This window comes from Plantactinospora sp. CNZ321, from assembly GCF_004217235.1.
The window spans coordinates 6,510,506-6,532,518 of sequence record NZ_SHKQ01000001.1 but is presented as its reverse complement, the minus strand read 5'-3'; the positions used below and the strand labels follow the sequence as shown (position 1 = coordinate 6,532,518).

19 protein-coding genes are annotated in these 22,013 nt (G+C 72.3%); 10 read left to right on the top strand and 9 right to left on the bottom strand.

Features of this window, described 5'->3' with window-relative positions; genetic code table 11:
- Positions 1–72: 72 nt before the first annotated feature.
- The 3 genes from EV371_RS28310 to EV371_RS28300 are packed head-to-tail and all read right to left on the bottom strand — an operon-like array spanning position 73 to position 3,112.
- The gene (locus EV371_RS28310) at positions 73–1,611 is read right to left on the bottom strand and encodes a DUF4350 domain-containing protein (protein ID WP_207230631.1); all 1,539 of its coding nucleotides are present in this window, start codon (positions 1,609–1,611) and stop codon (positions 73–75) included.
- A complete protein-coding gene (locus tag EV371_RS28305; RefSeq protein WP_207230630.1) occupies positions 1,608–2,270 on the bottom strand; it encodes a DUF4129 domain-containing protein in 663 nt (220 codons plus the stop codon). Before EV371_RS28305 ends, EV371_RS28310 begins: the two co-directional genes overlap by 4 nt.
- On the bottom strand, positions 2,267–3,112 hold the full coding sequence (locus EV371_RS28300; RefSeq protein WP_130464732.1) for a hypothetical protein: 846 nt from the start codon (positions 3,110–3,112) through the stop codon (positions 2,267–2,269). The genes EV371_RS28305 and EV371_RS28300 overlap by 4 nt, the downstream gene beginning before the upstream one ends.
- Positions 3,113–3,382: 270 nt before the next feature.
- Between EV371_RS28300 and mtrA the strand changes: the two genes are divergently transcribed.
- The 5 genes from mtrA to hpf all read left to right on the top strand — a co-directional run bounded on the left by mtrA (position 3,383) and on the right by hpf (position 9,406).
- Positions 3,383–4,072: an MtrAB system response regulator MtrA gene (gene mtrA, locus EV371_RS28295; protein WP_101369873.1), complete on the top strand. Its 690-nt coding sequence runs from the start codon at positions 3,383–3,385 to the stop codon at positions 4,070–4,072.
- Between the two features lie 76 nt (positions 4,073–4,148).
- The gene (mtrB, locus tag EV371_RS28290; RefSeq protein ID WP_207230834.1) at positions 4,149–5,921 is read left to right on the top strand and encodes an MtrAB system histidine kinase MtrB; all 1,773 of its coding nucleotides are present in this window, start codon (positions 4,149–4,151) and stop codon (positions 5,919–5,921) included.
- A complete protein-coding gene (locus EV371_RS28285) occupies positions 5,918–7,729 on the top strand; it encodes an LpqB family beta-propeller domain-containing protein (protein WP_130464731.1) in 1,812 nt (603 codons plus the stop codon). The genes mtrB and EV371_RS28285 overlap by 4 nt, the downstream gene beginning before the upstream one ends.
- Positions 7,730–7,750: 21 nt before the next feature.
- Positions 7,751–8,461, top strand: a complete 711-nt coding sequence (locus tag EV371_RS28280) for a type I phosphoribosyltransferase (RefSeq protein ID WP_207230629.1) — start codon at positions 7,751–7,753, stop codon at positions 8,459–8,461.
- Between the two features lie 282 nt (positions 8,462–8,743).
- Complete coding sequence (hpf, locus tag EV371_RS28275) at positions 8,744–9,406, top strand: ribosome hibernation-promoting factor, HPF/YfiA family (RefSeq protein ID WP_130464729.1); 663 nt, start codon at positions 8,744–8,746, stop codon at positions 9,404–9,406.
- 103 nt (positions 9,407–9,509) lie between these two features.
- Here the strand turns inward: hpf and EV371_RS28270 are convergent, their stop codons facing one another.
- Positions 9,510–10,772, bottom strand: coding sequence for a GNAT family N-acetyltransferase (locus tag EV371_RS28270; RefSeq protein ID WP_130464728.1), 1,263 nt, complete (start codon positions 10,770–10,772; stop codon positions 9,510–9,512).
- A gap of 171 nt (positions 10,773–10,943) precedes the next feature.
- Here EV371_RS28270 and secA point away from each other — a divergent pair, with 171 nt between their 5' ends.
- Entirely contained in the window at positions 10,944–13,796 is a 2,853-nt protein-coding gene (gene secA, locus EV371_RS28265; RefSeq protein ID WP_130464727.1) for a preprotein translocase subunit SecA, read from the top strand.
- A gap of 409 nt (positions 13,797–14,205) precedes the next feature.
- On the opposite strand, the gene EV371_RS28260 is transcribed toward secA, so the two are convergent.
- The 3 genes from EV371_RS28260 to EV371_RS28250 form a co-directional block, all read right to left on the bottom strand.
- On the bottom strand, positions 14,206–14,865 hold the full coding sequence (locus tag EV371_RS28260; protein ID WP_130464726.1) for an Rv3235 family protein: 660 nt from the start codon (positions 14,863–14,865) through the stop codon (positions 14,206–14,208).
- A 309-nt stretch (positions 14,866–15,174) separates the two neighbouring features.
- On the bottom strand, positions 15,175–15,402 hold the full coding sequence (locus tag EV371_RS28255; protein WP_130464725.1) for a helix-turn-helix domain-containing protein: 228 nt from the start codon (positions 15,400–15,402) through the stop codon (positions 15,175–15,177).
- A gap of 27 nt (positions 15,403–15,429) precedes the next feature.
- Positions 15,430–15,912, bottom strand: coding sequence for an Lrp/AsnC family transcriptional regulator (locus EV371_RS28250; protein ID WP_130464724.1), 483 nt, complete (start codon positions 15,910–15,912; stop codon positions 15,430–15,432).
- Between the two features lie 93 nt (positions 15,913–16,005).
- On the opposite strand from EV371_RS28250, the gene EV371_RS28245 reads away from it, so the two are divergent.
- Together EV371_RS28245 and EV371_RS28240 are read left to right on the top strand one after the other, a co-directional pair.
- Positions 16,006–16,467 carry a rhodanese-like domain-containing protein gene (locus EV371_RS28245; protein ID WP_130464723.1) on the top strand — a complete coding sequence of 154 codons (462 nt, stop codon included), beginning with the start codon at positions 16,006–16,008 and terminating at the stop codon, positions 16,465–16,467.
- Between the two features lie 141 nt (positions 16,468–16,608).
- On the top strand, positions 16,609–17,121 hold the full coding sequence (locus tag EV371_RS28240; RefSeq protein WP_130464722.1) for a DUF6912 family protein: 513 nt from the start codon (positions 16,609–16,611) through the stop codon (positions 17,119–17,121).
- Between the two features lie 48 nt (positions 17,122–17,169).
- Here EV371_RS28240 and EV371_RS28235 read toward each other — a convergent pair whose 3' ends face one another.
- On the bottom strand, positions 17,170–17,475 hold the full coding sequence (locus EV371_RS28235) for a BRO1 domain-containing protein (protein WP_130464721.1): 306 nt from the start codon (positions 17,473–17,475) through the stop codon (positions 17,170–17,172).
- Positions 17,476–17,712: 237 nt separating this feature from the next.
- Positions 17,713–18,927 carry a hypothetical protein gene (locus EV371_RS28230; protein ID WP_207230628.1) on the bottom strand — a complete coding sequence of 405 codons (1,215 nt, stop codon included), beginning with the start codon at positions 18,925–18,927 and terminating at the stop codon, positions 17,713–17,715.
- 406 nt (positions 18,928–19,333) lie between these two features.
- Between EV371_RS28230 and pruA the strand changes: the two genes are divergently transcribed.
- Together pruA and EV371_RS28220 are read left to right on the top strand one after the other, a co-directional pair.
- On the top strand, positions 19,334–20,962 hold the full coding sequence (pruA, locus tag EV371_RS28225) for an L-glutamate gamma-semialdehyde dehydrogenase (RefSeq protein WP_130466272.1): 1,629 nt from the start codon (positions 19,334–19,336) through the stop codon (positions 20,960–20,962).
- 492 nt (positions 20,963–21,454) lie between these two features.
- Positions 21,455–21,967: a helix-turn-helix transcriptional regulator gene (locus EV371_RS28220; protein WP_130464720.1), complete on the top strand. Its 513-nt coding sequence runs from the start codon at positions 21,455–21,457 to the stop codon at positions 21,965–21,967.
- The last annotated feature ends 46 nt before the right edge of the window (positions 21,968–22,013 follow it).

Here is a 22,013-nt window from a genome sequence, read left to right as displayed (position 1 = left end):
GGGCGCCGCCCTGCGCCGGGACCGGGTACGGCGCGGCGGCGTGGCGCGGGTCGGTGGTTCCGGCGGGTCGGGTCACCAGGCTTCTCCTTCACTGGGGCGGTCGTGCCGGGGCTGGCCGGGCGGGGCGGTGTCGGGGGAGCCGGCCAGGTCGTCGAGTGCCCGGGCCAGGTCGAGTAGTTCCTGGTTGGTCTCCGGGGCCGGACCGTGGAGCAGGTCGTGCACCTCGGTCGCGCTCCGGCCGGTACGCGCGGCGACGACGGTGGCCACCTCGTCCGGCCCGGCGTCGGACGGCACGCCCCGGGACCGCGCCAGCCGGTGCAGCGCCGCCGCGCGCAGCGTCTCCGCCGCTGGCCCGTACGCCCGGGCCCGCTGGTAGAGCCGGCCGCGACCCCGCACCGTCTCGGCGGACGGGACGGTCACCGGCAGCGGCTCGGCGACCGGTGGCCCGAGCCGACGGGCCCGCCAGAGGACCAGCAGCAGCAGGGCCAGGGCGAGCTGCGCCAGCAGGGCCCAGAACCAGGGCGGGAAGGCGTCCCATAGCGGGTTGCGCCGCTCCGGCGGGGCTGCCTGGTCGTCCTGCCCGGATGGCGGCTGCGGTCGCTCGTCGTACTCCGGGGTGCGGTCCCGCTCCTCGAACTCGCCGTCGGGGTAACTGTCGGAGCCGTCCGGCGTCGACGTCCAGGGGTCCAACTCGTCGTCCCGCTGGTACGGCGGCGGTGGCTCCGGCCCGGCCAGGTCGAGCCAGACGACCCGGTCGTGGATGCCGAGCAGTCCGGCGGCGAGCGCGGCGTTGCCCCGCTCGGCTATCCGGTCGTTCCGGAACGGGTCGCTGGCGCCGATCACCACGACCTCGCTGCCGCGCCGATCCGTGGCCTCGCCGTCGCGCGGCTCGGTCCGGACCAACCCGCCGGAGTAGCAGGAGTCGGTGCGGTCGGGCAGCCCGGGCGGGCTGGCGAACCGCTGCAGCAGCGCGGCGGCCCGCCCGGCCCTCGTCACCTCCGGCAGCGGGCAGGGCCGGTCGTCGGCGGCGGCCTCGACCGCGCCGGCCGCCCACCGCCGACCGGTGGCGACCAGCGGCAGTCCGGCGCCGTCCAGCACCCGCTGCGGCGGGTCCACCAGCACCACCCGGGCGCGGTCGGCCGGCTCGGCGAGGTACGGCAGGTACAGCGGGTGCACCAGGCCCGGCGAGGGGACGAAGAGGGTGAACCCCGGGCTTGTCGCCTGGATCAGCGCCCGGCGGGTACTGGTGAACCGTTCGACGACGACGCCCTCGGCGCGCAGCCGGTCGGCGAGTCGGCTCCCGCCCTCGTCGTCGACGTTGATTGGGGAGAGGAAGCCGGGGGAGCCGCGGTCGGGCTGGTCGATCGCCCGGGTGATCCCGGTAACGGCGAGCAGCACGGCGACGGCGCCGAGCGGGATCACGAGCCGGTGCCAGCGGCGTCGCCGGCGGCCCGTCCCGGACCGTGCCGGCGAACCGTGCGGTGCCGACGCCCCGGGGCCCTCCCGCGGATCGCCGGCCGCCACGGTCGGGCCGCGGGTGGGGACGGTCGGGCCGGGGCCGGGGGCGGTCGCGCCCGTGGTGGGCGTGGTCGGGTCGGGGGTGGTGGTCATCTCGGTGCCGTCCCGGGCCGGGCCGTCGGGTGGTGGTCCGGCTCCGGAGCGGTCCGGGCCGGCTCGGCGGGTCCTCCCGGCGCCGGGTGGTCCGTGCCGGCGAGGATCCGGCCCACCTCGGTGGCGAGCATCCGCATCCGGTCGTCGTGCTCGCGCCGGGCGGGACGCTCGGCGTACCAGAGGTCGGAGAAGACCTGGCCGGCCTCGGAGACCGGGTGGTCCACCTCGGGGCGGTTCCGGGCGGCCGCCGTCGCGAGTTCGGTGACGGTGAGCCCGGGGCGGTGTTCCAGCGCCCCATGGTCGACCAGTTCCCGGACCATCCCCCGGAACCGCTCGCGGGCCGCCTCGGCGTACCGGCCCTCGGCGGCCAACCGGTCGGCGAGGGCGACCAGCGTCCCGGCCGGTACGTCCGGCAGTTCCGGATCGTCGGCCGTCGCCTCCGGCTCGGGCCCGGTGGCCGGCGCCGGACCGGGCTGCCGCCGTCGCCGCCACCGGCGCAGGCGCCAGCGCGGCAGCCGCCGGGGCACCCAGGCGGGGTAGTGGAACCAGCCGAGCGCGACCAGCACGCCGGCCAGCACCAGGAGGAGCGCGACGAGGGGCAGCGGCAGACGGTCGCCGATCGCGGCCGTCGTCTCGGTCCACCAGCGGCTGAAACTCACCGGCGACCTGCCGGCGGAGTGAGCATGGCCGACCCGGTCCGCCGGGCCCGGTCGATGACGATGTCCAGCCCCTCGGTGCGGATCCGCGCCTCCAGGTAGACCACCGCGTCGATGCAGGCGAGCGCCGGATAGGCGACGCCGTTCGTCAGGGTCCAGACCGCCAGGCCGACCGGCAGGTGCCACTCCGCCGCGAGCAGTCCTGCCGAGTGCAGACCGGTGACGGCACCGACGGCGAGCCCGATCCGCAGCAGCCACCAGACCAGGTAACCGAGTATCCGTACCGCCGCCGCGCGGCCGCCGGTGCGCAGGGCGAGCGTGGCGGAGCGCCACAGCGCCCGGAACGGCCCGACCCGGTCCAGCACGATCGCCGGCGCCACGGAGCCGAGCAGCGCGAACCCGACCACCCAGAGCGGCATGATCAGGGACGCAACGAACATCACCGCACCGGCCAGCAGGGCGACGAGCAGCGCCACCGGCAGTCGGGCCCCGCGCGGGCGGAGCAGCCCGCGGGCCGGGGAGCCGGGATCGAGCAGGACCGTACCGGCCGCCCGGGCGGTCAGGTTGCCGAGCAGCGCGATGATCACTCCTTCGCAGGCGGCGCCGACCGCCAGCAGGAACCAGTACGCCGGCAGCCTGTCGAACGTCGGCAGGTAGGCCGGCGGGGTGGCCCCGGCGACCAGCCGCAGCGGGTACAGCAGGAGCTGTTCCAGCGCGGCCAGCACCAGGGCGACCGGCACCAGCACCCGGGCGTGGTCGCGGAGCAGCAGGACCGCCGAGTCGATCAGCTCACCGACGGTGAGCGGCCGCAGCGGCAGTACGGCGATCGGGGCGGCGTCGGGCAAACGTACTCCTGGCGGCTTCGGGACGGGCGGGGGGATACGCCGCAGCAGTCATGGTGTCACGTAGGCCCGTCCCGGGCCGAGCCGCTCGGCCGGTTCCCACGTCACGGTTCGGTGTGCGTCACCGAGGGCGGAGCTCCCGGGTTCCGCCCCTGGTTCCCGGGCGGTCGACCAGGGTAGGCTTCTGCGCTTCGTGCCCGGGGAGAGGGCCGGCGGTACGCCGCGCCGGGAGGCGGGACACCGCCGTGGAGCGGAGAGTGGAATATTAGTGTCATGAGAGCCCGGGTACTGGTCGTCGACGATGACCCCGCGCTGGCCGAGATGCTCGGCATCGTGTTGCGCAGCGAGGGGTTTCTGCCCTCGTTCGTCGCCGACGGAGAACGGGCACTGGCCGCGTTCCGGGAGAATCGGCCCGACATCGTCCTGCTCGACCTGATGCTGCCCGGAATGAGCGGCATCGACGTGGCCCGGGCGATCCGCTCCGAGTCGGGCATCCCGATCGTGATGTTGACGGCCAAGAGCGACACCGTCGACGTGGTGCTCGGGCTGGAGTCGGGCGCGGACGACTACGTGGTCAAGCCCTTCAAGCCCAAGGAACTGGTCGCCCGGATGCGGGCCCGGCTGCGCCGGGGCGAGGACGCCGCACCGGAGCTGCTGACCATCGGGCCGCCCGGCAACCAGATCAACATCGACGTGCCGGCGCACACCGTCAGCCGGGACGGCGAAGAGGTCAAGCTGACCCCGCTGGAGTTCGACCTGCTGGTGGCGCTGGCCCGCAAGCCGCGTCAGGTCTTCACCCGGGAGGTCCTGCTGGAGCAGGTCTGGGGTTACCGGCACGCCGCCGACACCCGGCTGGTCAACGTGCACGTGCAGCGGCTCCGCGCCAAGATCGAGCCGGATCCTGAGCGACCCGAGGTGATCCTGACGGTGCGGGGAGTCGGCTACAAGGCGGGCACCGGATAGCCTTGGGTGCACTGTGGCCCGCACCCTGACCTCGTCGTCCGCCATCCTCGCCCGTGCCGCCACGGCCGGGCGGCGGCTGCGGCGCGTCAGCTCGGTCCGGGTCGCGAGGGCGGTCACCGGTCTGCACCGCACCTGGCGGCGCTCGCTCCAGGTGCGGGTCGTCACCATCACCCTGGTCGCGTCGAGCCTGCTGGTCGGCGGATTCGCCTATCTGGTCGCCGACAACATCACCGAGATCGTGCTCGACAACGCCACCACCGACGTCAAGGCCCGGCTCGAGGACGGCCAGCAGTACGCCTCCGAGCAGCTCAGCAACCACACCACCGTCGCCGAGCAGGGCGTGCGGGCCACCCTGGAGGACACCGTCAACTACCTGGCCGGCGGAGATCCGGCCCAGCTCGGCGGGGTGGTGGTCGCGCTGCGGGTCAGCGGCGTCGCGCCGGCCACCTCGCCCCAGGTCGACGTCAGCGACATCCTGACTCCGGGGCTGGAGAACGCGGTCAGGGGCGGCGACATCGCGCACCAGTTCCGCACCGGCGACCTCTTCGACAAGGGGCCGACGAAATATCTGGTCTACGGCTCACCGGTACCGACCCGGCTCGGTCAGGTCGAGCTCTACTACTTCGTACCGCTGACCCGGTGGGACCAGATCGCGGACGGCTCCCGGGCGACGGTGTTGGCCACCGGGTTCGCCCTGGTCGTCCTGCTGGGGCTGCTCTCCGGGCTGGTCACCCGGCTGGTGGTCAATCCGGTACGGGTCGCCGCCCGCACCGCCCAGCGGCTCTCGGCGGGGCTGCTCGACCAGCGGATGGTGGTCAACGGCGAGGACGACCTGGCGTTGCTCGCCTCGTCGTTCAACCAGATGGCGACGAACCTGCAACGCCAGATCGTCCGGCTGGAGGAGATGTCCCGGCTGCAACGGCGGTTCACCTCGGACGTCTCGCACGAGCTGCGTACCCCGCTGACCACCGTACGGATGGCGGCCGACCTGATCTACGCGGAGCGGGACGAGTTCGACCCGGCGGTCACCCGTACCGCCGAGCTGCTGCACGCCGAGCTGGACCGGTTCGAGGACCTGCTCACCGACCTGCTGGAGATCAGCCGGTTCGACGCCGGGTTCGCCATGCTGGACGCCGAGCCCACCGACCTGGTGCCGGTGGTGCACCGGGTGGTCGACCGGCTGGAGTCGCTCGCCGGTCGCTGCGGTACGCCGCTGCGGGTGACCGTGCCGGAGAACCCGGTGATCGCCGAGGTCGACCCGCGCCGGGTGGAGCGGATCCTGCGCAACCTGGTCGGCAACGCGGTGGAGCACGGTGCCGGGAAGCCGGTGACGGTGGTCCTGGCGGCGGACGAGACGGCGGTGGCGATCACGGTCCGGGATCACGGTGTGGGGCTGCGGCCCGGCGAGGAGAAGCTGGTCTTCAACCGGTTCTGGCGGGCCGACCCGTCCCGGGCCCGGCAGACCGGTGGCACCGGGCTCGGCCTCTCCATCAGCCTGGAGGACGCCCGGTTGCACGGTGGCTGGCTGGAGGCGTGGGGCGCATCGGGCGAGGGCGCCCAGTTCCGGCTGACCCTGCCGGCCCGGGCCGGCGACCGGCTGACCTCGTCACCGTTGCGGCTGGTGCCGGCCGACGCGTCGGTGTCGGCCCCGGACATCCTCGGCTGGACCGTACCGACCCTGGCCGGCGACGGACCCGCCACGCCGCCGCCCGGCGCGGACAGTGCGGAGGCCGCCGCCGACGCCCCGGCCGGGACGGCGACGCCGGACGAGGCCGTCGATCCGGTACCGGGCGGGCTGGCCGCGCCGCGGGCGCCGGCCGACGCCGAGCGGAGCGAGGTGACCAGATGAGCCGGCGCCGCATCGCGCTCGGTGCCGTCGCGATGCTGCTCTCCGGGCTGGCCGCCTGTGGCATCCCCGGCGAGAGCGACGTGCGGATCGACGGCAAGGGGCCGGTGGCCGACGCCGCCCCGGCCGACCGTCCGGCGGCGCGGCCGCCCGGACGTACCGCGAGCGGCAGCGATCCCGAGACGTTCGCCAAGAACTTCCTCACCGCCGCGGCCGGCGAGGCCGGCGAGGCCTACAAGCGGGTCAACGAGTACATCCTGGAAGGCGCGAGGTTCGACTCGAAAGCGGAGAAGGGTGACATCAACGTCGTCCGGGTCGAGCCCGGCGGGATCCAGGTCACCCAGAACAAGGACGGCACCAGCAAGGTGATCGTCACTGTCCAGCAGGTCGGAGTACTCCGGGCGAACGGCTCGATCGGCGAGCCGGTGCAGCAGGACACGTCGTACTCCTTCGTCGTCGGCGCCGCGCCGACCGACCCGGGGCCGGGCGGCGGGCTGTGGGTGCTGGAGAAGCCACAGGTGCTGCTGATGACCGACGACGCCCTACAGGACTACTACCAGGAACACACCATCTACTTCTGGAACACCAACGGCACCTCGCTGGTACCGGACCTGCGCTACCTGCCGCGTACGGTGCCGGTGCAGCGGCACGCCACCGCCGTGCTCGAATGGCTGACCGGCGGCCCGTCGGAGTGGCTCAAGTCGGCCGTCGCGCTGCCCGAGGGCACCAGTCCGGTGGGTAACGTGCCCGCCCCGGAGGAGGGGGGCCGGCTCGAAATCAACCTCGCGGTCAAGGCCGGCGCCCTGGAGACCGAGCGCGACCTGGAGAGGCTCTTCACCCAGATCGTCTGGTCGCTGCGGACCAACCAGTTGCTCGACAACGAGCTGGAACTGAAGATCCAGAACCAGTCGAAGATGATCGAGGTTGCCGCCGACTACCGCCGGGACAACCCGCTCTACGAGCTCGACGGCGCCGCCGCCCGGTACGGCGTCTTCGCGGGCCGGATCTATCCGCTGACCAGCCCGGGCGAGCCGAACCCGGTGCCGATTCCCGCGGCCGAGAACCACGACATCGTCACCGCCGGGTTGAGCCGCAACCGCGACGACGTGGCGGTGGCGCTGGTCGTCCGGGACGGCGACTCCCTCCGGCTGCGTACCGGCACCGGTCCGGGGGTGGCGAGCAGCCTGCTGACCAGCGAGGAGAAGTACGACGACATCAGCCGGCCGGTGTGGCTGAAGGAGGCGTTGATCGGCGGACCGGTCGGGTTGGTCGTCGCCGAGGGCCGGCTCTGGACCTTCACCGCCGGAAATCCCCGGCTGACCAGGGTCTCGTTCTCCGGCGCGGATCTGAGCGTGACGGCGGTGGCGGCGTCGTTGGACGGCAACCGGATCGCCTTCGTATCCGGCGGCCGGCTCTACGTCGCGGGGGTACGGCCGATCGACGGCGGGCTGAACGTCGAGCTGCCCCGCCAGCTGGCCACCTCGTTGCACTCGCTGAGCGCGGTGGACTGGTTCGGCGAGAACCTGCTCGTGGTGGCCGGTCTGGACGGCGAGGACGCCAAGGCGATCAACCGGATCAACGTGGACGGGACGCTGGAGTCGCGGCAGATCAGGTACGTCAGTGCCGCCCCCGTCGAGGCGCTGGCCGCCGACCCCACCTTCCTGGCGGTGCGGCCGTTGCCCCTGACGTACGAGGCGAACGAGGTGGCCTTCGTCTCCGACACGATCATCACCCGGAGCCAGGTCGCACCCGGTGCGGGCGAGCCCCCGGCCAACGCGAACTCGGCCACCGCCTCCTTCTACCTCTACTGAGCTGCTGCCCGGGGAGGCGTGGTGCTGGCGGGGGTCTGGACCGAGTTGACCGATCTGGTGCTGCCGGCCGAGTGCGCGGGCTGTCGCGCCGAACGGTTGCCGTTGCGCCAGGGTGCCTGCCCAGGCTGTGCCGCCGCGCTGCGGGCCCTGCGCCCGGCCCCGGTACGCCCCATCCCGGCGCCACCGGGCCTGCCGGACTGCGTGGCGCTCGGCAGCTACCAGGGCGCGTTGCGGGAGTCGCTGCTGTCGTACAAGGAACGGGGCCGGCACGGGCTGGCCCGGCCGCTGGGCAGGTTGCTCGCGGAGGTGGTGGCGGAGGCCGCCACTGGGCGCCGACCGGTGCTGCTGGTGCCGGTACCGGCGACCGCACGGTCGGTACGGGCCCGGCACGGCGACCATCTGCGCCGGCTTGCCCGGCACTGCGCCGCCCGGCTCCGGGCTGCCGGCTGGCCGGTCGTGGTGGCCCACCCGCTGCGCGCGGCGCCCCGACCCGACTCGGCGACGCTGGACAGCGCCGGCCGGGCAGCGGCGGCCCGGGACGCCTTCCAGCTCCGGTCGGGCCGGTCGGACCCGGTCCGCCGGATGGCCGCCGGCCGGGTGGTGGTGCTGCTGGACGACATCGTGACCACCGGGGTCACGCTCGCGGCGGTGGCCGGGCGGCTGGAGAGCGCGGGAATCCCGGTGTACGCGGCGGCGGTGCTGGCCGCCACCGTCCGACGGGGGCGTGGTTAGCCACTCCGCAGAAAAGTCACTCTACGTGCCGCGACATTCACCCTGTCGTGCATCTCATGCAAATCTTCCCACCGTTCTTGGTGACCGGGGTGACTGTCGGGGCGATTGGGGTTAGCGTCTGGGTTACCGAGGGTATGACGGATGTTCCAACGCCCCTCGGATGCGTGGAGGGAGGCACCGCCGTTGTTCTCGACCCGGTCAAGCCGAATGGATCCTCCAGGGGCGGGCTGACCGGGGCTTTTTTGTTTCCGCAGACTCTCCGATGGCGCAGGGAGGTCACGCATGGATCTCGTGGTCAAGGGTCGCAACGTCGAAGTGCCGGATCATTACCGTGTGCACGTAGCCGAGAAGCTCGCCAAGATCGAACGGTACGATCACAAGCTTATTCGGATCGACGTGGAACTCTTTCACGAACGCAATCCGCGACAGTCCGATCACTGCCAGCGAATAGAGATTACCTGTATCTCCCGGGGACCGGTGGTCCGGGCGGAGGCATGTGCGAAGGACTTTTACAGTGCCCTCGACGCGGCGATCTCGAAGCTCGACACGAGACTGCGCCGGGCCGCCGACCGGCGTCGCGTGCACCGTGGCCGGCATGCCCCGGTCTCCGTTGCCGCCGCCACCGCTGGGCTACCGGTCGTCGACGCGAGTGACTCGGCGCTGGCCACCCTCACCGCACCCGCACCGGCCCGGTCGACCGGCAACGGCCGTGCGGCCCAGGAACCCGAGTTCGACGAGCACGACGAGTACGACGACAGCCAGCCCTGGCGCATCGCCCGGAAGAAGCTGCACCCGGCCGATCCGATGACGGTCGACGACGCGCTGTTCCAGATGGAACTCGTCGGCCACGACTTCTACCTGTTCCTGGACAAGGAGTCCGGCCGCCCCAGCGTCGTCTACCGGCGCAAGGGTTACGACTACGGCATCATCGCCCTGGCCAGCTGACTCCACCGTTGCCCACCGGCCCGGGGCTCGTCCCCAGGGCCGGTGGGCATGACCATCCCCGCCCGTCAACCGTCGCCGGGGCGGTGGTTGGAGGTTCCGCCGATCAGCCCCCGACCCCCGGCCGATCGGCGTCGGTGAAGAGCCCGAGGTCGTCGGGGAGCAGGGCGCCGACCCAGGCGTCGACCCGGTTGCCCCGGTGGCTGAGGGCGTGCCGCGCGGTGCCCTCGATGGTGAACCCGGCCTTCTGGGCGGCCCGGCGCGACGCGGTGTTGCCCACGTTGGCCCGCCACTCGAGCCGGGCCAGATCCAGGGCGGTGAAGCCCCAGGCGGCAACGGCCGCGGCCGCCGCCGGGCAGTAGCCACGCCCCCGCGACCAGGGTGCGACCAGGTAACCCAGGTCGCCGACGAGGGGATCGCCCGGGGAGATCCGCAGCTCCATCACCCCGCTGTACCGGTCGGATCCGTCGGCGATCGCGAAGACGGCGCCGGTGCCCCGACGCCACACCGTCCGGCTGTACTCGTGCACGAAGTACTCCGCGTCCGACCGCTGGTACGGGTCCGGCACGGTGGTCCAGCGGATGCTCTCCGGGTCGCGGCAGGTCGCCACGATCGCCTCCAGGTCGGGCTCGTGCAGGGGGCGGAGCCGCAGCTCCGTACCGTCGGCGGTCCGGGCGAAGAGCACCGGTTGGGCGGCGGCGAAGACGGCGGCCCGGCGCGCCGGGAGTGAGCCGGCACCGGCCGGAGCACCCGGCTGCGCCGCGCCGTCCGGCTGATCCGGGTCGGTGCCGGTCAGGTCCTCCGGAAGCAGTGAGCCGATCCAGCCCTCCCGGCTGCCGCCCGGACGTGGGGCGGCGAGCCGGAGCCGTCCGTCGACCTGGAAGCCGGCCCGCAGCGCGACCAGCCGGGAGGCGTGGTTGCCGACCTCCGCCTGCCAGATGATCCGGCGCAGCCCCAGCTCCTGGAAGGACCACCTGCTCACCGCCCGGGTCGCCCGGACCGCCACGCCGCGGCCGCGGGCCCAGGGGGCGGTCCAGTAGCCGACCTCCCCGGACCGGAGCACCGAGTCGACGGTGATCAGGCCGCAGGAGGCGAGGAGTTCTCCGGTGTCGGCGTCGCAGACCGCGAACGGCGCTCCGGAGCCGTTCAACCACGCCTGCGGAGCCCGCTTGGTCACGAAGTCGATCGCGTCCTCGACCCGGTACGGGCTGGGCACGTTGGTCCAGCGCTGGATCTGCGGATCCTGGCATGCCCGGTACACGTCGTCGGCGTCCTCGGCCCGCCACGGCCGGAGCCGCAGTCCCGCCTCGACGATCTCGACGCCGTCCGGGCGGCTGCTCCGGTTCACCGGGCGGCTGTTCTGGTCCATCCGGTCATCGTGCCGGAGCATTCGCGCTGGGCGTAACCGGATTTACCGGCCCTCACGGCTACTATCGGACAGAATGTCCGGTTCGCTGAACAGGAGGGGCGGCGCGACTGACGATCGGGCCGGTGATGCGCCTACGATGGTTCGGCAGACTGTCTAGGGGAGCGTTGATCCGTGTCGATTCTGGAAAAGGTCCTACGCGCGGGCGAGGGGCGCATGGTGCGCCGCCTCAAGGCGATCGCCAATGCCGTCAACTCGCTCGAGGATGACTACGTCAACCTCACCGACGAGGAGTTGCGGGCGCTCACCGACCAGTTCCGGGAACGGCTGGCCGACGGCGAGACCCTCGACGACCTGCTGCCCGAGGCGTTCGCCACGGTACGCGAGGCCGCCTCGCGGGTGCTCGGCCAGCGGCACTACGACGTGCAGATCATGGGTGGCGCGGCGCTGCACTTCGGCAACATCGCCGAGATGAAGACCGGTGAGGGCAAGACCCTGACCTCGGTGCTGCCGGCCTATCTCAACGCGCTGTCCGGCAAAGGCGTACACATCGTCACGGTGAACGACTACCTTGCCGAACGCGACGCGGCCTGGATGGGGCGGGTGCACGAGTTCCTCGGCCTGACCGTCGGGGTGATCCTGCCGAACCGGCCGGCCGCCGAGCACCGGGCGGCGTACGAGGCCGACATCACGTACGGCACCAACAACGAGTTCGGGTTCGACTACCTCCGGGACAACATGGCCTGGAGCCGGGATGACCTGGTCCAGCGCGGGCACAACTTCGCGATCGTCGACGAGGTCGACTCGATCCTGATCGACGAGGCCCGGACCCCGCTGATCATCTCCGGTCCGGCCGAGCACTCCGCCCGGTGGTACACGGAGTTCGCCGGGGTGGTGGCCCGGCTCCAGCCCGGCAAGGACGGCGAGGGCGACTACGAGGTCGACTACGCCAAGCGGACCATCGCGGTGACCGAGCGCGGCGTCGCGAAGGTGGAGGACCGGCTCGGCATCGACAACCTCTACGAGTCGGTGAACACCCCGCTGGTCGGCTACCTCAACAACGCGATCAAGGCCAAAGAGCTCTACAAGCGCGACAAGGACTACATCGTCAACGAGGGCGAGGTCCTGATCGTCGACGAGTTCACCGGTCGCATCCTGCACGGCCGCCGCTACAACGAGGGCATGCACCAGGCGATCGAGGCCAAGGAAGGCGTGGAGATCAAGCAGGAGAACCAGACTCTTGCCACGATCACCCTGCAGAACTACTTCCGGCTCTACAGCAAGCTCTCCGGCATGACCGGTACCGCCCAGACGGAGGCCGGCGAGTTCAACAAGGTCTACAACGTCGGGGTGGTGACGATCCCGACGCACCGCCCGATGGTCCGGATCGACCGCCCGGACGTCATCTACAAGACCGAACGGGCCAAGTTCAACGCGGTGGTCGAGGACATCGCCGAGCGGCACGCCGCCGGCCAGCCGGTGCTGGTCGGCACGGTCTCGGTGGAGAACTCCGAGGTCCTGTCCCAGCTGCTTCGCCGCCGGGGCATTCCGCACGCCGTCCTGAACGCGAAGTTCCACGCCAAGGAGGCGGAGATCATCGCCCAGGCCGGGCGGAAGGGCGGGGTCACGGTGGCCACCAACATGGCCGGCCGGGGCACCGACATCCTGCTCGGTGGCAATCCGGAGTACCTGGCCAACACCGAGCTGCGGCAGCGCGGGCTCGACCCGGTGGAGCACGGCGACGACTACGCCAAGGCGCTCGAAGAGATCCTGCCGCGCTGGAAGGAGGCCTGCGACGCCGAGGCCGACGAGGTTTCCTCGGTCGGCGGTCTCTACGTGCTCGGCACCGAGCGGCACGAGTCGCGGCGGATCGACAACCAGCTGCGCGGTCGGTCCGGCCGGCAGGGTGACCCGGGCGAGTCCCGGTTCTACCTCTCGCTCCAGGACGAGCTGATGAAGCGGTTCCGGGCCGGCGCGGTCGAGGCCGTGATGGAGCGGTTCAACATCCCGGAGGACGTCCCCATCGAGTCCAAGATGGTGACCCGGCAGATCAAGAGCGCGCAGGCCCAGATCGAGGGTCAGAACGCCGAGATCCGCAAGAACGTCCTCAAGTACGACGAGGTGATGAACAAACAGCGTCAGGTGGTCTATGCCGAGCGCAAGCGCGTGCTCGACGGCGAGGACCTGAACGACCAGGTCAGGAACATGATCGACGACGTGGTGTCGGCGTACGTCACCGGTGCCACCTCGGACGGCTACGCCGAGGACTGGGATCTCGACCAGCTCTGGGCCAGCCTCAAGCAGCTCTACCCGATCGGTGTCACCGTCGACGACATCGTCGAGGAGTCCGGCGGGGAGCGGAGCACCCTGGACGCCGACTTCCTGCTGGAGCAGCTCAGGCAGGACGCCTTCGCGGCATACCAGCGGCGCGAGGAGGAACTCGGCAGCGAGGCGATGCGCCAGCTGGAGCGGATGGTGCTGCTCCAGGTCATCGACCGCAAGTGGCGCGAGCACCTCTACGAGATGGACTACCTCCAGGAGGGCATCAGCCTCCGCGCCTACGCCCAGCGTGACCCGGTGGTCGAATACCAGCGCGAGGGTTTCGACATGTTCGCCACCATGATGGACGGGATCAAGGAGGAGACGGTCGGCTTCCTCTACAACCTGGAGGTCCAGGTGGAGGAGGCGAAGCCGGCTCCGGCCGACTCCGGTCCCGCCCCGATGCCGATGCCGGCGGAGCAGCCCGTCGAGATCCGGGCCAAGGGGCTGGGGCGGGCACCCCGGACCCAGGGTCTCCAGTACTCGGCGCCGACCATCGACGGTGAGGCTCCGGCAACCGGTGGGGTGGCGGTCGAGCGTCCGCAGGCACCGGCGCTCGGGGTGGGCGGCCCGCCGCCGCCCTCGACGTCCCGTCGACCCGCCCAGGGCCAGGCGACCGCGGCCAATGCCCCATCGCGGAACGCGCCCTGCCCCTGCGGCTCCGGCCGGAAATACAAGCGCTGCCACGGAGCGCCCGGCGGCGCCTGATCAGTCCCGGTGCCCCCGACCACCGTCCGGTGGCCGGGGGCACCGGTGTCTCCGGGCCGGTGGCACCCCTGCCCGGTCAGCCGGCTCGGCGGGTGGTCGGCTGCCCGGTCAGCGGGCTCGGCGGGTGGTCGGCTGCCCGGTCAGCGGGCTCGGCGGGTGGTCGGCGCCGACCTGGGTGACGCGCCCGGCCCCGGGACGCCTGCCGCCGGCCCGGCCCCCGGGACTGGTGAGGGCTAGACCCGGTCGGTCAGTAGCCCCCACATCGCCCGGGCGGTGCCGTGGCGGGCCGACCAGGCCGAGGAACTGCTGCGCGGCGGCCCCGGCCAGGCCCCGGGACGCGTGCTGCCGGCGACCTCGGAACTGGTGGGGACGGCCGTCGGCGAGACCGCCATCGTGCGGCCTGGGCCGTTCAGAGCAGGGCCACGGCGGTCCCGACCCAGCTGCCCCGGCGCCGCTCGATCCGGAACGCCATCGCCCAGGTACGCCCGGCGACGCCGACCGCGGCGGCCGCCTCGACGACCCCGGGCCGCGGTTCACAGACCCGTAACCGACGCAGCCGCACGGTCCGGACCGGCTGCCCGGGTCGACTCCGGCCGGAGACCCGGCTCGTGGCGGAGGCGAGTTGCGCGACCATCCCGGCGGCGTCGGGCGGACTGGCCAGTGCCCGCACGTGCCAGGCCGGCCGGTAGCCGTTGACGATTTCCAGGCAGGTGTCCAGGAACCGCTTCGCCGCCTGCTTCGCCTCGGGTGTCGCGCCGGCCACGGCGGCAGCGAGCGGCGGACGACCGCCGTCGCCATGGTCGGAGCGGACAGCCGAAGCCGCCGCCCGCTCGACGGGTCGGGCGGGGGCCTTCGGCACGGTGGCCGGGCGGGTCGCCGCGCCGGGGTGGCGGCTCTCGGCGGCGGCCGGCCGGAAACGTTCGACACCGTTCCGGACGACTCGGGGTGAGGGTGCCGGGTCGACCCAGGTCTCCGGGACGCATTCGTCGTCGAAGGGCGGATCAAGGGGCGGCACGGGGCGCAGGCGCACGGTGGGCCGGACGGGCGGCCGGGTGCGGGCGAGGGGCATCCTCGTTCCCTTCTTGATCTTGCGTTTGCTTTCGTTTGCCTCCGACAGCTATTTTTCTAGCCCATTCACTGGCAGTCGTCAATGGCTTTGAGTCGTTTGCCGGGTATGGGTCGGCAGAGCTGCCCCGATGGCCGGGCGGCACGGCTCCCTGCTGGCACGGGCGCCGGGGGTGCGGGCAGAGATCACCCGAGGGCTTGCGCGCCGCGATCCCCGCTCGGCCTGGCGTGCAGCCTGGCGGAAGCGGCGGTGGTGAGCTGTCTGGGGTGGACGCTAGCCGACCGGTCCGACACCGGTCCCGTGCTGCGGCGGCTAATCGGGAAGGCGCTCCACCAGCGGGTTGTCGGCCACCCACTCGGCGGTCTCGGCGTACTTGCGCTGGATGTACTCCTCCAGGCGGGCGCGCTCCACCCGCCACTGCCCTCGGCCGCCGATCTTGATCGCCGGCAGTTCACCGCTGCGCACCATGTGGTAGACCTGCGAGTCCGAGACGTTCAGCTCGGCGGCTACATCGGACAAGAGCAGGAACCTGGGTTCCAAGAGAACTCCCGGTAATTGGTGACCGCCTCAGTTTGCCACCGACTGCGGTGTGGTCGCCTCCGCCGTCAGGTCCCGACCCGGCAGCGGACTGGAGTAGACCACGCTGGTGGTGACCGGGCCGAGCCCGGCGATCCGGCCCGCCACCTGCTCCAGGTGGCGCATCGACCGGGCGACGACCTTGAGTACGAAGCAGTCCTCGCCGGTCACGTGGTGCGCCTCAACGATCTCCGGAGTGCTCTTCAGCAGCGCGTGGAAGGGCCGATAGTTGCCGCTCGGATAGCGGAGCCGGATGAAGGCGAGGATGTCCAGGCCGATCCGCTCCGGCACCACCACCGCCCGGTAGCCGGCTACCACCCCGGTCTCCTCCAGCCGTCGTACCCGCTCAGTCACCGCACTCGGCGACATCGCCACCAACCGGGCAAGCTCCGCGAAGCTGGCCCGCCCGTGCCGTTGGAGTTCGGCGAGGATCCGCCAGTCGGTCGCATCGAGTGTCGGTGAACCGTCGGTCACAGGAGCAGAATACCGGGGATTCCCCGGCAGACCCTTGCCGCAACCGGGGAACGTGCCTTCAGATGTGGAGGCTGCGGCCGTACCGTTACGGACATGACCACGACCACCACGAACCCGGTGCTGGCGGTCCCGCCTGCCGCGCCCGACCAGGCCGCCGCCTGGTTCGTCGCCAAGCTGGCGGTGCAGACGGACGTCTCCGACGTGCACGCCGCGCTCGACAGCGACGATCCCGGCTTCGTCCTGCTCGACACGCGGGATCTGGCCTCATGGCGGCAGGGACACATCCCCGGCGCGGTTCACCTGCCGACCCGGATGATCCCGATGCGCGCCGCCCGGCTGCTCGACCCGGGAATCCCGGTCGTGACCTACTGCTGGGGGCCCGGCTGTGACGGCGCGACAAAGGCGGCGCTCGCGCTGAGCAGCCGGGGCTACCGGGTCAAGGAGATGATCGGCGGCATCGAGTACTGGATCCGAGAGGGCTTCCCGGTCCAGAGCGTCGGGGCCGAGCTGGTGACCCGGGCGGTGGACCCGCTGACCGCCCCGGCGCGGGCCTGAGCGGTGCGACCCGACCCGATCTGCGGGTCCGCTGCCGTCCGGCACGCCGTCGGTGTACTACCGTCGCGGGTGAACGTCAGCGACGGCCGTGGCCCGGATCGGGCGCCGTCGCCGGCCGGCGTCGAGCGGGGGAGAACCAGCGTGCCAGAGCAACTCGTCCGGGTGTACGTCCCGGCCACTCTGCCGATGCTCGCCGAGCTGCGCCAGCAGGGCTGGATCGTGGCCGCCCAGGGGCACGCGGTCACTCCCGAGCTGCGCGAGTGGTACGCCGAGGGCGACGAGGAGGAGCTGGAGTACGTCGCCTTCACCCGAGCCGCCCAGGAGGGGCTGCGACTGCTCCGGGCCGATCCCGGGGCGCCCAGGCGCCGGGTCGTGGTCGCCGTGGATCTGCCCCCGGGGGCCGTCACTCGGCCCGATCCCGAACTCGGCTCCAGCACCGTACGGCTGGGCGAGCGGCTCGGGATCGACGCGGTGGCCGCGATCCACGTGGACGGCGACGACGCCGAACAGGACGTCGAGGCTGCGGTGGAGGCGGTCGAGCAGGCGCTGGCCGGCGACCCGGACGCGCAGTTCACCGTGGACGGCGCGGAAGACCACGAGCTGGAGTGGTACGACCCCTCCGAGTTGGACGCGCTCTCCGGCGCGATTGGCTGACCCAGTCCAGGACCTGCGACCCAGAGCCGGTGGTCCGGGTGCGGCGGTTCAGGGTGTTCCGGCCGCCGTTCTGAGGCAGTTGAGCACGGCGCCGTCGACCGCCGCGATCTCGTCCGGGTTCGTACTCTTCTCGCCCGCCACGTACGCCTCGCGCTGCTCCACCGTCGCGTTCTCCATGTACCAGTCGGCCAGGCAGTTGATCGCCTTTTCGGAGGTACCCGCCATTCGCGGGTCGGTGCGGACCTTCGCCACCACGTCATCTCGGTCGGGGGCGTCGTCCGCACAGCCGGCCAGGGCGAGCGCGAGCCCTGCCGCGACGAGGGTGGCGGCGGCCGTTCTGAGGATGTTGACCATGATGTCAGTCTATGTCTCGCCGCTTCGGATCGGTGGCCCCCGGCTCGTCGCTCCGGCCGCCGGGACACGCCGGGCCCCGCAGTAGCGCTGATCGATCACAAGTTGACGGGCGGCGGCCTCGACCACCGCACGATGATCCGGGCGACCTGGCGCGGCGTGTGCCGGGGCGCCGGCCAGATGCGGCGGGCCGGCGCGAGGGGGGCGGCGTGCGGCGCGTACCGGAATGCGGGGCCGCGCTCAGCGACCGGCCTTGGCGACCGGTTCGGGGCGGTCTACCGGCTGGTGGTCGTCGTCCCCGTCGCTCCGTGGGCTCTCCTCGCCCTCGGCGGACGGCTCGGTGGCCTCGGCGGTCTGATCCTCGGCGGCGAGGTCTTCGGCGGTCTGATCCTCGGCCGGGTCGTCGACCCTGTCCGTCGACCCTGCGCCCTCGGCACCGCCCCGGTCGGAGTCGTCGGGGCCGGACGGCGTCCAGGTCGACTCCTCGGCCGGCCGGAGCGTACGGCCGAAAGCGATCAGCGCGGTGAGTGCGCCGACGAAGAGCACCAGCAGCAGGTGGTTGATCCGGGAGCGGCCGAGGTCGGCCTGCATGGTCTGGTCGGCGTCGCTGATCGCGCCGGCCAGCCGGATCACCTCCGCCCCGGCGGTCCGGGCGAGGATCTCGGTGGTGAGCAGCAGCAGCCCCGGCCCGGCACCTGCGATCAGGTGCGCCGGCCAGCGCAGCGGCGGCAGGGCGGCGCTGGTCCGCTCGACGGCCCGTCGTCCGGCCGTCCGGAGGTAGCCGAACACCAGCAGACCGGCGGCCAGGCCGCCGGCCAGCGAGACGGTCCGGCCGAACCAGCGGTACGCGGTGAGCTGCGACTCCTCGGTGTCGCCGAAGCCGTAGAGGGCGAGCAACGGGTCCTTGACGTAGTTCAGTGCGTAGCCGACTGCGAAGACGGCCAGCCCGGCGGCGACGATGGCGGCCACCACCAGCGTGTTGCGCAGCCCGCCGACGATGGCGCCGACCGTGGCGGCCGCCGCGACGGTGCCGGCGAGGACCATGATCGCCGAACCCTCGCCGTAGCTGAGGGTGACCACCAGCGCGGCGAGGAACCCGACGGAGAGGCCGACGGCCAGCGACACGGCGAACCGGGGGGTACTGCGCCAGATTCCGACCCGGGTCATCAGGTTGCCCAGGACAAGGCCGACCGCGGCCCCGCCGAGCAGGTTCGCCGAGATCAGCCCGGGCAGCGCGTACGCGGTCAGGGCGGTCGCCATCGAGCTTAGCCCGGCCGAGGAGATCTCCGCCCTGGCCGACCAGAGCATCGCGGCCAGCCAGCCCAGGGCCAGTACCGCGAGGACGAGCGCGCCGGGCGCCGGCACCGAGGGCGGGGCGGCCATCACCGCCGCCTCCGGCTCGACCGGTTGGTCGGGGGCCGGGGTCGCGGTCGTGCCGGACTCTGTCGTCATCATCTCCCCTTCAGCGGATGGCCGGCTCGGCGGCGGAGCGGCGACGGGAGGCTGCGGTGGTCCGGCCCGGTCGCCGATTCCTCAGCGTACGCGGGCCGCTCGGGGGCTGGCCCGGTGCCGGTACGGACGGGCCGCAGCGCATCTTTGCGACGGGTGGCGTCGACCGGCCGGCCGGTGCTGGCCGTCCCGGTGACCGGGGAGTACCCGACGGGCGGCGGTCGACCGCGGCCGCCTCCACGGGCGTGCCCCGCCGAGCCGGTCGGCAGCGGCAACCATGCAAGGATTGACGCAGGTCCCGCCCCCGTACTCCCGGCATCTCCCGGGGCACGGGGTCGAGGTGTCCGGCCGACCGGTCGGCACCGGCGGGTCCGGTTTCGCCATCGCTGTCGAGATCGCCCAGGAGAATCCCATGGACGCCGTACTCTCCGTACCCGAGCCGCGCAACGAACCGGTCCGCGACTACGCGCCGGGCAGTGCCGAGCGGGCCAGCCTGGAACGCCGGCTCGGTGAACTGGCCGCCGAGCGGCTCGAACTGCCGATGACGGTCGGCGGTACGCAACGGATGGGCGCGGGTGCCGCGATCGACGTCGTAGCGCCGCACCGGCACCAGCATGTGCTGGGGGTCACCCACAACGCAACCAACGCGGATGCGCAGGCGGCGGTGACGGCCGCGAAGCAAGCCGCCCCGATGTGGCGGGATTTGTCCTTTGCGGAGCGGGCTGCGGTCTTCCTCCGTGCCGCCGACCTGCTCGCCGGACCCTGGCGGGACACCCTGAACGCGGCCACCATGCTCGGCCAGTCCAAGACGGCGATCCAGGCAGAGATCGACGCTGCCTGTGAGCTGATCGATTTCCTGCGCTTCAACGTCGCCTTCGCCCGCAAGCTCCTCGCCGAGCAGCCGCTGTCGTCGAGCGGCGTGTGGAACCGGTTCGACCACCGGCCGCTGGAGGGCTTCGTCTACGCCGTCACGCCATTCAACTTCACTGCGATCGCCGGCAACCTGCCGGCCGCACCCGCGCTGGTCGGCAACACGGTGGTCTGGAAGCCGGCGCCGACCCAGCAGCTCGCGGCGCACTTCACCATGCGGCTCTTCGAGGCGGCCGGGCTGCCGCCCGGCGTGATCAACATGGTCACCGGGGACGGCATCGCGGTCTCCGAGGTCACCCTCGCCGACCCCGATCTGGCCGGTATCCACTTCACCGGGTCGACCAAGGTGTTCCAGAAGCTGTGGCAGGGTGTCGCCGAGAACATCGCGAACTACCGGGGGTACCCCCGGCTGGTCGGCGAGACCGGCGGCAAGGACTTCGTGGTCGCGCACCCGAGCGCCGACGTCGACGCGCTGCACACCGCGCTGATCCGCGGGGCGTACGAGTACCAGGGGCAGAAGTGCTCGGCCGCGTCCCGGGCGTACGTGCCCCGGTCGCTCTGGGAGGGCGGGCTGCGGGACCGGCTGGCCGCCACCGCCGACGGGCTCGCGTACGGCGATGTCACCGACTTCACCAACTTCGGCGGCGCGGTGATCGACGCCAAGGCGTTCGCCCGGCACACCGCCGCACTCGACATGATCGGAAGCGACCCCGCCTGCCGGGTCGTGGCCGGCGGCACGGCCGACGACTCGGTCGGCTGGTTCGTCCGGCCGACCCTGTTCGAGTGCGACGACCCGGGGCACAGATCGTTCACCACCGAGTACTTCGGGCCGATCCTCGGGGTGCACGTCTACCAGGACGAGCGCTTCGAGGAGACGGTGCGGCAGGCCGAGTCGGTCGCGCCGTACGCGCTGACGGGTGCGATCTTCGCCACCGACCGCCGGGTGGTCGACTGGGCCAGCCAGACCCTGCGGTACGCGGCCGGCAACTTCTACATCAACGACAAGCCGACCGGTGCGGTGGTCGGGCAGCAGCCGTTCGGCGGGGCCCGGGCGAGCGGGACCAACGACAAGGCCGGCTCCTGGCACAACCTCGCCCGGTGGATGTCGCCGCGCACCGTCAAGGAGACCTTCGCCCCGCCGACCGACCACCGGTACCCGCACATGGGCTGACCACCCGGCGTCCCGTGCCCCGGTCGACCGCGTGTTTCGTGCGCGGTCGACCGCCCGGCCGGCGGCGATTGTTCCGGCAAAAGCCTACATAAGCGATGAAAGTTTACTAACCTCCGCAATTGACACTTGCCCTGATCAGGCGCCGCCGGCCGTCGACCGGCAGTCGGCCCGGGTCGTGCGTGTCCGGTCCGCGGTCGTGCGTGTCCGGTCGCCGGATCACCGGAGGGTCCGTTTCGATCAGCGCCGGTGACCGGGAGTGTGCGTCGGGCCGTGTAGTGCGCCCGCCGGGCCCGCGGTGCGGCGACCCGGAGCGGCGCGGAGCGGGGGTGGGTGCCCTCCGTCGGATGGTCGGCTCCGCCGTGCCCGGCGAGCCCCGATCCATCGATCGTCCTCAGCCGACTGTCGCCCCAGAACAGTGCACAATGGAGACGATGACCAGCGGATAGTGCCAAATCCTGGACGCGGCGCCGGCAAAGTGGCAGCGTGGAGGGCATGGCGGATGTTGCAATCAATCCCACGGCGGCAGCCCTGCTCGGGCTGCTCCACGAAGGACCGATGACAGGCGGCCAGCTGATGGCCGCCGCCGAGCGGCGCCTGGCGCCGTACTGGTCGATGACCCGGAGCCAGGTCTACCGGGAGTTGCCGGCCCTGGCCGAGCAGGGACTGGTCCGGCTCGGCAAGCCCGGCCCCCGGTCCAGCCAGCCGTACGCGATCACGGCGGCCGGCAAGCGGACGTTCTCCCGTTGGCTCACCGAGATGCCGGGACGGGACACGGTGCGTAACCCGACCGCGCTCCGGGTGGCCTTCGGCCCGCAGCACTCGGCCACCCAGCTGCGCAACCTGGTGAGCAACGCGAACGAGTACCACACCGAGGCGCTCGCGGCAGCCAGGGAGCAGGCCCGGGACGCGAAGAAGACCGGTGACTCGTACGGTGCCGCCGCGCTGGAGTTCGCGGTCGCGTACCACAAGGCGGCGCTGTCCTGGCTGAAGAACGCACCGGTCTGATCCGGCTCCCGACCCGGCCGGCAGCTCCGGACGACGCCCGGGCGGA